Origin of the sequence: Arthrobacter sp. AOP36-A1-22 (genome assembly GCF_052377615.1) — a bacterium.
GTDB lineage: Bacteria > Actinomycetota > Actinomycetes > Actinomycetales > Micrococcaceae > Arthrobacter_H.
The window spans coordinates 56233-64327 of record NZ_JBQSWX010000019.1; the positions used below are offsets into that span (position 1 = coordinate 56233).

An 8095-nucleotide genomic window follows, 5' to 3' on the forward strand; every position below is an offset into this window, starting at 1 on the left:
CCATCAACCGATAGTGAAGCGACCCGCAGCATGTCGTGGCCCAGCGGTGCGCCCCATGCGCCCAACGGTCATTGGTCCCGCCGAACGGTCGGGCCCGACACGGCCGTCGAAGCCGTCCCCCGACGACACCGCGGGCCGGCGTCTAGGCTGTCTGCATGCTCTCCGCCGCCGCCCAGACCACGCTGATCATCGCGATCATCACCATTGCCGTGGCCGTGGTCTACTACGTGGGGTTCCATGTGCTGCGCTCCTCCCGTGACCTGGGCACCGATGCCGACCGGGCGACCTACGAGACATTGCACCGGGTGTCCCAGGCGGCCCCGCATTTCAGCTCGGGGTTGCACTCCGAGGGGGCCGGACGGGCCGCCCGGCAACTCCGCGACGTACTCGGCTGCGAGGGTTTGGCGATCACCGATGCCGCGACGGTCCTGGCCCTGGACGGACCACTGGCCGATACCGTGTCCCGGGAGCCGGGCCGGATCGAAGGGCATTCGGCCGATGCCGTGCGCGCGGCCCGGACCCAGGTGATCCGTGGACCGGGGGCCGACGGCGTCTACGCCCCCATCCTGGTCCGCGGCAGCGCCGTGGGAACCGTCGTGGCCCTGGCCCCCCGGGCCAACGCCGGCCTGGTGCGGGCCACCACCGAGCTGGCCGCCTGGGTGGCCGCCCAGCTGGGTCTGGCCGAGCTGGACGAATCGCGGGCCCTGCTGATGGAGGCCGAGGTCCGCGCCCTCCGGGCCCAGATCAGCCCGCATTTCATCTACAACAGCCTCAACGCGATCGCCTCGTTCATCAACACCGACCCGCAGCGGGCCAGGACGCTCGTCGTGGAATTCGCCGACTTCACCAGGTACTCGTTCCGCCGCCACGGGGACTTCACCACCCTGGCCGAGGAGCTGCAGGCCATCGACCGCTACCTGCTCCTGGAGAAGGCCAGGTTCGGCGAACGCATCAAGGTCTCGTTGGCGATCGCCCCGGAGGTCCTGAGCACCGTCATCCCGTTCCTGTCGTTGCAGCCGCTGGTGGAGAACGCGGTGCGCCACGGATTGGAGGGCAAGGCCACCGGCGGGCTGATCACCCTCACGGCCGCCGACGACGGGGAGTTCGCGGAGATCACCGTCGAGGATGACGGGGTGGGCGCGGATCCGGAGGAGCTGCGTGCCCTGCTGGCCGGGACGACCGACGGCGTTCATGTGGGACTGCGCAATGTCGACGTGCGTCTGCGCCAGCTCTACGGTGACGACCACGGGCTGGTCATCGACACCGCCCCCGGGGCAGGGACCCTGATCACCGTGCGCATCCCCAAATTCCAGCCCGGTTACGACGCAGGACCGCCGCTGTGAGTGCCCGGCAGGCAGGCTGTCCCTAGACTATGGGAATGATCAATGTCGTCGTCGCCGATGATGAGCTGCCGGCCGTCGAGGAACTGGCCTTCCTGTTGGAACGTGATGCCCGGGTGGGCCGGATCCACCGGGCGACCTCAGGGGCTGCTGCCCTGAAGGCGCTCCAGGAGTTCGACGTCGATGCCCTCTTCCTGGACATCCACATGCCGTCCCTGTCCGGGCTGGACATCGCCCGCGTGATTTCCCGCTTCAGCCGTCCCCCCGCCGTCGTCTTCGTCACCGCCGACGAGGCGCAGGCGCTGGAGGCCTTCGAACTGGCCGCCGTCGATTACGTCCTGAAGCCGATCCGTCCGGAACGGTTGGCCGAGTCGGTGCGCCGGGTCTGCGAACTGATCCAGGACGGCCCCCAGGAACCCGAGGTCGTCACGGTCGACCAGGGGGGAATCACCCGGATGATCCGGCGCGACGAGATCCGCTATGTCCAGGCCCAGGGAGACTATGCCCGCCTGCACACCGCCGATGCCAGCTATCTGATCAGGGTCCCGTTGAACGATCTGGAACAGCAATGGGGTTCCGCGGGCTATCTACGCATCCACCGCGGATACCTGGTCGCCATGGACCGGGTGGACCAGGTCAAGCTGGCTCCGGGCAAGGCCTCGGTCATCATCGGGGCCACGGAGCTGCCGGTGAGCCGACGCGCTCTGCCGCAGCTGCGCGAACAACTGGCGGCCAACCGCATCAGGCCTTCATGACCACCCCGGATTCCGGCCCGACCCCCGGCCCCTCCCCGCTCCCGGCCCGGGTCAGGGTCACCGCACCGGAGGGGGCGCCGCTGGGCATCGCCCGGCGTCGGGCCAGCCACGACCCCGCCGCGGAGTTCTACGTCAGATCGTTGATCCGCTCGCAATTGCGTCTGTCCCTGTCGGTGGCGTTGGGGTTCCTGCTGCTTCTGCTGTGCCTGGCCGTCGTGGTCACGTTCTGGCCGCAGATCCAGGACATCCGGTTGCTGACCATCCCGCTGCCCTGGCTGGTCCTGGGGGTCGGGGTGTACCCGATCATCCTGCTGGGCGCCTTCCTCTACAACCGGGTCAGCGCCCGCTACGAGGCACAGTATCTGGATGTGACCCGGGAATGAATGCCGGAACCTCGTTGCTGGCCATCGCCGCCGTCGTCGTCTCCACCGTCCTCATTGCCGTGCACGGGCTGCGCCTGTCGCGGACCACCGGGGACTTCTATGTCGCCTCGCGGACGGTCAAACCCTGGTGGAACGCCTCGGCCATCGGCGGGGAGTACCTCTCGGCGGCAAGCTTCCTGGGTATCGCAGGGCTCATCGTCGTCTCGGGCCAGGACGCCCTCTGGTTCCCCATCGGATATACGGCCGGATATCTGATGCTGCTGCTCTTCGTGGCTGCCCCGCTGCGCCGGTCCGGGGCCTACACGGTCCCCGACTTCGCCCAGATCCGCTTGGCCGGCCGGACCGTCCGCCTGGTCACCAGCATCATGGTGGTGGTCGTCGGGTGGCTCTACATCGTCCCGCAACTGCACGGGGCCTCCCTGACCCTGGGGATCACCACCGGTCTGCCCGGATGGCTGGGGTCCGGCCTGGTCATGACCGCGGTCTGCCTGACGGTGCTGGCCGGGGGGATGCGCTCGATCACGTTCGTCCAGGCCTTCCAGTTCTGGCTCAAGCTCGGCGCGCTGGCCATCCCCACGGTCTTCCTGCTCCTCCAGCTGGGCTTGACCGGCCAATCCCCCACCCAGGACGGCCTGGCCTTCGACCTGCCCCGGCAGGTGCTGGGACGAACGGGCATCTACGCGACGATTTCGCTGATCGTGGCCCTGCTGTTCGGTACGCTGGGCCTACCTCATGTGCTGGTCCGTTTCTACACGAACCCCGATGGGGCCTCGGCCCGGCGTACGACGTCGATCGTACTGGGGCTGCTCTCCCTGTTCTATCTGTTCCCCACGGTCCTGGGGGTACTGGGCAGGGCCTATCTTCCGGAACTGGCCGCCGGGGGCAATGCGGACGCCACGGTGCTGCTGCTGCCCCACCGCATCGTCGGCGGGACGATGGGAAACCTGTTGACCGCTCTGGTGATCGGCGGGGCCTTCGCCGCCTTCATATCCACCACCTCGGGCCTGGTGGTCTCGCTGGCGGGGGTGATCAGCCAGGATCTCTTCGGCGGTACGGTGCGCGGCTTCCGCTATGCGACGGTGCTGGCCAGCGTCATCCCGCTGCTGCTGGCCCTGGGCACCAGCACGCTGGCCCTAGCCGGGGCCATCGGGGCGGTGTTCGCCTTCACGGCCTCCACGATCTGCCCGCTGCTGCTGCTGGGCATCTGGTGGCGTGGGCTCACGGCCGCCGGGGCCGTGGCCGGCATGCTCTCCGGGGCGCTGGCATGTGCCGCGGCCATGACCGCGGTTTCGGTGCTGCCCCGGCTCTCGGGGCTGGCCCTGGAGGTGGCCACCCAACCGGCGGCGTGGACCGTCCCGTTGGCCTTCATCGTCACGGTGCTCGTGTCCCGGGCCACGCGGGGCCCCTCGGCCGAAGCGACCACCCGGGTCATGACCCGCCTGCACGCCCCCGAGCGGACTACGGCGCACGGCCCCGCGGGCCGGCACTAGCTGCGGGTCAGTCGATGGAGGCCATCAACTCCACGACACGGTCCAGGAAGGCATCGACCTGGCTCTCCTCGTATCCGTCCTGGCCCACGGCCTCGCGGAAGGCGATCCGGCGGACGGCATCAACGCTCATCGGCACGTCCTGCTCGAAGTAGGCCAGCAGCTGGGTGCACAGGGCGTCGACGTCCTCGACGTTGTAGCTCGGGGCATTGCGCCGGCTCGGACGACGGAACCGTCCCCCCGGCTCGCGGTGCAGGCGGCCGCGCAGGATGGCCGAGAGCCGACCGACCTGTTCGAGCCAGGCGTCTTGGCCTTCGGTCTCGATCAGGGCGTCACGTTCACGCTGGGCGAAGACGTCCTCGAGGCGGTCCAGTGCCGCGTCGACCTCCTGGGCGGAGTATCCGCCCTTCTGCGGTTCGAAGGACGTCCGGCGCACCAGGTGGCTGGTGACCACGCTTTCATCGTCACCGGTCCCGTTGTAGGTCGCGCGGGCGCGGGACAGGAAATGGTCGACCTGCTTGACGTTGTAGCCGAATTCCCCGGAGTCAACCCGGTTGAAGGGGGCTTGGGTCTTCTGCTGGCTGTCCTGACTCAATTAACTTCCCTCAAGCTTGCACTGCACATGATGAACAATTCCCTGGTGGCCGGATCCGGCCACCACACTACTGGTCCCATCCTAGGGCAGCAGCAGGCCGATCGTGCCGTCCGCGCCGGGCAGCAGCAGCACCGAAATAATGTAACCGATGGGGATGGAGAAGACCACGGAGTCCAGGCGATCCATCACGCCGCCGTGGCCCGGAAGCAGGTTGCTCATGTCCTTGATGCCCAGCTCCCGCTTGACCATCGACTCGGCCAGGTCCCCCGCGGTCGCTGCGGCCACGGTCGCCAGGGCCAACGGGATCCCGATCCACCAGGGGCTTTCGAGGAGGAACACGACGCACAGAATGCCCACGATGATCGCGCCGACGCAGGAGCCGGCGAATCCCTCCCAGGATTTCTTCGGGCTGATCTTCGGTGCCATCGGGTGCTTGCCCATCGAGGCGCCGACCACATAGCCGAAGGTGTCGTTGGCGACGACCAGCAGCAGGACCACCGATACGAGGATCTTGCCGCGTTCCTGGAGCATCAGCAGGATGGCGAAACTGGCCAGGAACGGAACCCAGAGGACCACGAAGGTCGAGGCGACCACCGAACGGAAGGCCCCCGCGGCGCCCTCGACGAGCCGCCAGACCAGCACCAGCAGGATGCTGCCGGCCAAGGCGAAGCCCAGTGCCTCCGCCCCACCCAGATAGGCGGAGAACGGAAGGACGATCCCGGCCACCGCCAAGGGAGGCAGGGGCACTTCGGTCTTCGCGGCCGTCAGCGCCCGGCTGACTTCCCATGAACCGACGACGGCAAAGAGCGCTATGATCCCCACGAATGCCAACGGGAAGAAGAACAACCCCACCAGGACGGCCGCCAACAGGACCAGGCCGACGCCGATCGCCGCAGGCAGGTTCCGCCCGGCCTTGGAGGGCTTGGCGTCGAGTTCACGGCGTTGACGTCGTGACATGGGTCCCGGGGCCGTCTGGGGGGCTCCCGGCGCTTCGCCGTGGCCGCCGTCGGCGCCGTCGGGTTGCGTCGGCATGGGCATTAGACGTCCAGCAGCTCGGTTTCCTTGCGCTTGAGCATCTCGTCGATGACGTCGGTGGCCTTCTTGGTCAGCGCGTCCAGTTCCTTTTCGCCCCGGGCGCCGTCGTCCTCGCCGACCTCGCCGTCCTTGACCATCTTGTCCATCGATTCCTTGGCCTTGCGGCGGTGGTTGCGTATGGCCACCTTGGAGTCCTCGCTCATGCCCTTGACGATCTTCACGTAGTCCTTGCGCCGTTCGGCCGTCAGTTCGGGCAACGTCACCCGGATGACCTTGCCGTCGTTGGAGGGGTTCGCGCCGATCTCGGAGTCACTGAGAGCCTTTTCGATGGCCCGCAGGGCGGTGGCGTCGAAGGGGGTGATCAGGATGGTCCGGGCGTCGGGGACCCCGAAGGAGGCCAACTGCTGCAGCGGCGTCGCGGAACCGTAGTAATCGACCAGCACCTTGGAATACAGTCCCGGGTTGGCGCGACCGGTCCGGATCGTGGCGAAGTCCTCCCTTGCCGCTTCGAGGGACCGTTCCATCTTCTCGTTGGCGTCCTGCAGGGTTTCCTCGATCACTACTCTCTCCTTAAGAATCCGGGCCGCTCAGCGGTACCCGGGCTGTTTTCCACGCTCATCATTCATCCTATGCCACCGGACTAGACGGTGACGCGCGTGCCCCGGGCCTCGCCGCGGATGGCCCGGGTGACATTACCCTCGCCCTCCATGCCGAACACGAGCATTTCCAGCCCGTTGTCCTTGCACATGGTCATCGCCGTCTGGTCCATCACCCGGATGTTCTTCAGCAGGGCCTCGTCGTAGGTCAACGTGCTCAGGCGTTCCGCCGTCGGGTCCTTCTTCGGGTCGGCGGTGTAGACCCCGTCGACCCCGCTCTTGCCCATGAGCACGACGTCGGCCCGTACTTCCAGCGCCCGCTGGGCGGCGACGGTGTCGGTGGAGAAGTACGGCAGTCCGGCCCCGGCACCGAAGATGACCACCCGGTTCTTCTCCAGGTGGCGGATCGCCCGGCGCGGAATGTAGGCCTCGGCGACCTGGGCCATGCTGATCGCGGACTGGACGCGGGTTTCGACCCCTGCCTGTTCCAGGAAGTCCTGCAGGGCCAGGCAGTTCATGACGGTTCCGAGCATGCCCATGTAGTCGGCGCGGGAGCGGTCCATGCCCGACTGGGAGAGTTCGGCCCCGCGGAAGAAGTTTCCTCCCCCGACCACGATCGCGGTTTCGACCTCACCGACGGTGGCGGCGATCTGCTCGGCCACACCACGGACCGTCACGGGGTCCACGCCGATGTTGCCACCGCCGAAGACCTCTCCGGAGAGCTTGAGCAGGACCCTGCGCCGGGTCCCGGCCTCGTTGGTGATCTGTGTCGTTTCGATCTGGGTGGTTTCTTCCACGGGGGGGGCCTCCTCTGGCGGAGCCGGGTCCGCCGTCGTGCAGTGGTTCTGGAAAGGTCTGGGCGTGGCAAGGGGGCGGCCACCATAGTGGTGGCCGCCCCCTTGATCACTGCCGCTTGGGCGGGCGGAAACCGGCCGCCGTGTCGCTGCTAGGAGCCTACGCGGAAACGGGCGAACCCGGTAGCGTTCACGCCGGCTTCCTCGAGGACCTTGCCGACCAGCTTCTTGGAGTCCTTGGCGAACGGCTGGTCCAGCAGCACGATCTCCTTGAAGAACCCGGTGAGGCGGCCTTCTACGATCTTCGTCAGCGCGGCTTCGGGCTTGCCTTCGGCGCGGGCGGTCTCGTCGGCGATGCGACGCTCGTTGGCCACGGTCTCCGCCGGGACCTCCTCGCGGGAAAGGTGCGTCGGGGCCAGGGCCGCGGTGTGCACCGCGACGTCGTGGGCCACGGTGTGGGCTTCGTCGCCGGAGCCGTCAACGGCCATGAGCACGCCGACCTGCGCCGGGAGGTCCTTGGACGTCTTGTGCAGGTAGGCATCGACCGTGGCGCCTTCGAGGCGTGCCATGCGGCGTACCACGACCTTCTCGCCGAGGATGGCGCCTTCTTCGACGACGACGTCGGCGAGCTTCTTGCCGTTCACATCGGCGGCGAGCAGCGCATCCAGATCGGTGGCGCCGGTGGAGACGGCCACTTCGAGGACCTGATCGGCCAGTGCGATGAACTTATCGTTCTTCGCGACGAAGTCGGTCTCGCAGTTGATTTCGATCATGTAGCCGACGGTGCCGTCGATGACCTTGGCGGCCACGAGGCCTTCGGCCGCGGAACGGCCCTCGCGCTTGGTGGCGCCCTTGAGGCCCTTGACGCGGATGACCTCGATGGCCTTCTCGGCATCACCGTTGGCCTCGTCGAGGGCCTTCTTCACATCCATCATGCCTGCGCCGGTACGTTCACGAAGCGCCTTGATATCAGCGGCGGTGTAGTTCGCCATGTGCAACCCCATTCTCAGTGGTGATCTAGCTTGTTCTTCCGGTGCCCTACCGGCGGGGACCCGCCCCGTTTCGAGCGGAGCCGGGGGGGGGGGCGGCCCCCCCCCCCCCCCCCCGCCC

General features: G+C 67.8%; 9 protein-coding genes. 4 read left to right on the top strand and 5 right to left on the bottom strand.

The window, feature by feature from the left end; all coding sequences use genetic code 11:
• Positions 1 to 155 precede the first annotated feature (155 nt).
• The 4 genes from ACT3S2_RS11775 to ACT3S2_RS11790 are packed head-to-tail and all read left to right on the top strand — an operon-like array spanning position 156 to position 3968.
• The gene (locus ACT3S2_RS11775; protein ID WP_444555709.1) at positions 156 to 1343 is read left to right on the top strand and encodes a sensor histidine kinase; all 1188 of its coding nucleotides are present in this window, start codon (positions 156 to 158) and stop codon (positions 1341 to 1343) included.
• Between the two features lie 35 nt (positions 1344 to 1378).
• Complete coding sequence (locus tag ACT3S2_RS11780) at positions 1379 to 2095, top strand: LytR/AlgR family response regulator transcription factor (RefSeq protein WP_444555708.1); 717 nt, start codon at positions 1379 to 1381, stop codon at positions 2093 to 2095.
• On the top strand, positions 2092 to 2478 hold the full coding sequence (locus ACT3S2_RS11785; RefSeq protein WP_444555707.1) for a hypothetical protein: 387 nt from the start codon (positions 2092 to 2094) through the stop codon (positions 2476 to 2478). The genes ACT3S2_RS11780 and ACT3S2_RS11785 overlap by 4 nt, the downstream gene beginning before the upstream one ends.
• A complete protein-coding gene (locus ACT3S2_RS11790) occupies positions 2475 to 3968 on the top strand; it encodes a sodium/solute symporter (RefSeq protein WP_444561744.1) in 1494 nt (497 codons plus the stop codon). Before ACT3S2_RS11785 ends, ACT3S2_RS11790 begins: the two co-directional genes overlap by 4 nt.
• Positions 3969 to 3975: 7 nt before the next feature.
• Here the strand turns inward: ACT3S2_RS11790 and ACT3S2_RS11795 are convergent, their stop codons facing one another.
• The 5 genes from ACT3S2_RS11795 to tsf form a co-directional block, all read right to left on the bottom strand.
• Positions 3976 to 4560 (bottom strand): DivIVA domain-containing protein, encoded by a 585-nt coding sequence (locus ACT3S2_RS11795; protein WP_444555705.1) that lies wholly within the window; start codon positions 4558 to 4560, stop codon positions 3976 to 3978.
• An 81-nt stretch (positions 4561 to 4641) separates the two neighbouring features.
• Entirely contained in the window at positions 4642 to 5592 is a 951-nt protein-coding gene (locus tag ACT3S2_RS11800) for a phosphatidate cytidylyltransferase (RefSeq protein WP_444561745.1), read from the bottom strand.
• Between the two features lie 5 nt (positions 5593 to 5597).
• Complete coding sequence (gene frr / locus ACT3S2_RS11805) at positions 5598 to 6155, bottom strand: ribosome recycling factor (RefSeq protein WP_444555703.1); 558 nt, start codon at positions 6153 to 6155, stop codon at positions 5598 to 5600.
• A gap of 80 nt (positions 6156 to 6235) precedes the next feature.
• A complete protein-coding gene (pyrH, locus tag ACT3S2_RS11810; RefSeq protein WP_444555711.1) occupies positions 6236 to 6970 on the bottom strand; it encodes a UMP kinase in 735 nt (244 codons plus the stop codon).
• 167 nt (positions 6971 to 7137) lie between these two features.
• Positions 7138 to 7977 (bottom strand): translation elongation factor Ts, encoded by an 840-nt coding sequence (gene tsf / locus ACT3S2_RS11815; RefSeq protein ID WP_444555702.1) that lies wholly within the window; start codon positions 7975 to 7977, stop codon positions 7138 to 7140.
• Positions 7978 to 8095 lie beyond the last annotated feature (118 nt).

Excerpts from the sequence above, each read along its gene's own strand:
- ACT3S2_RS11775 (WP_444555709.1), top strand. The coding sequence starts at position 156 with ATGCTCTCCGCCGCCGCCCAGACCACGCTGATCATCGCGATCATCACC.
- ACT3S2_RS11780 (WP_444555708.1), top strand. The coding sequence starts at position 1,379 with ATGATCAATGTCGTCGTCGCCGATGATGAGCTGCCGGCCGTCGAGGAA.
- ACT3S2_RS11785 (WP_444555707.1), top strand. The coding sequence starts at position 2,092 with ATGACCACCCCGGATTCCGGCCCGACCCCCGGCCCCTCCCCGCTCCCG.
- ACT3S2_RS11790 (WP_444561744.1), top strand. The coding sequence starts at position 2,475 with ATGAATGCCGGAACCTCGTTGCTGGCCATCGCCGCCGTCGTCGTCTCC.
- ACT3S2_RS11800 (WP_444561745.1), bottom strand. The coding sequence starts at position 5,592 with ATGCCGACGCAACCCGACGGCGCCGACGGCGGCCACGGCGAAGCGCCG.
- tsf (WP_444555702.1), bottom strand. The coding sequence starts at position 7,977 with ATGGCGAACTACACCGCCGCTGATATCAAGGCGCTTCGTGAACGTACC.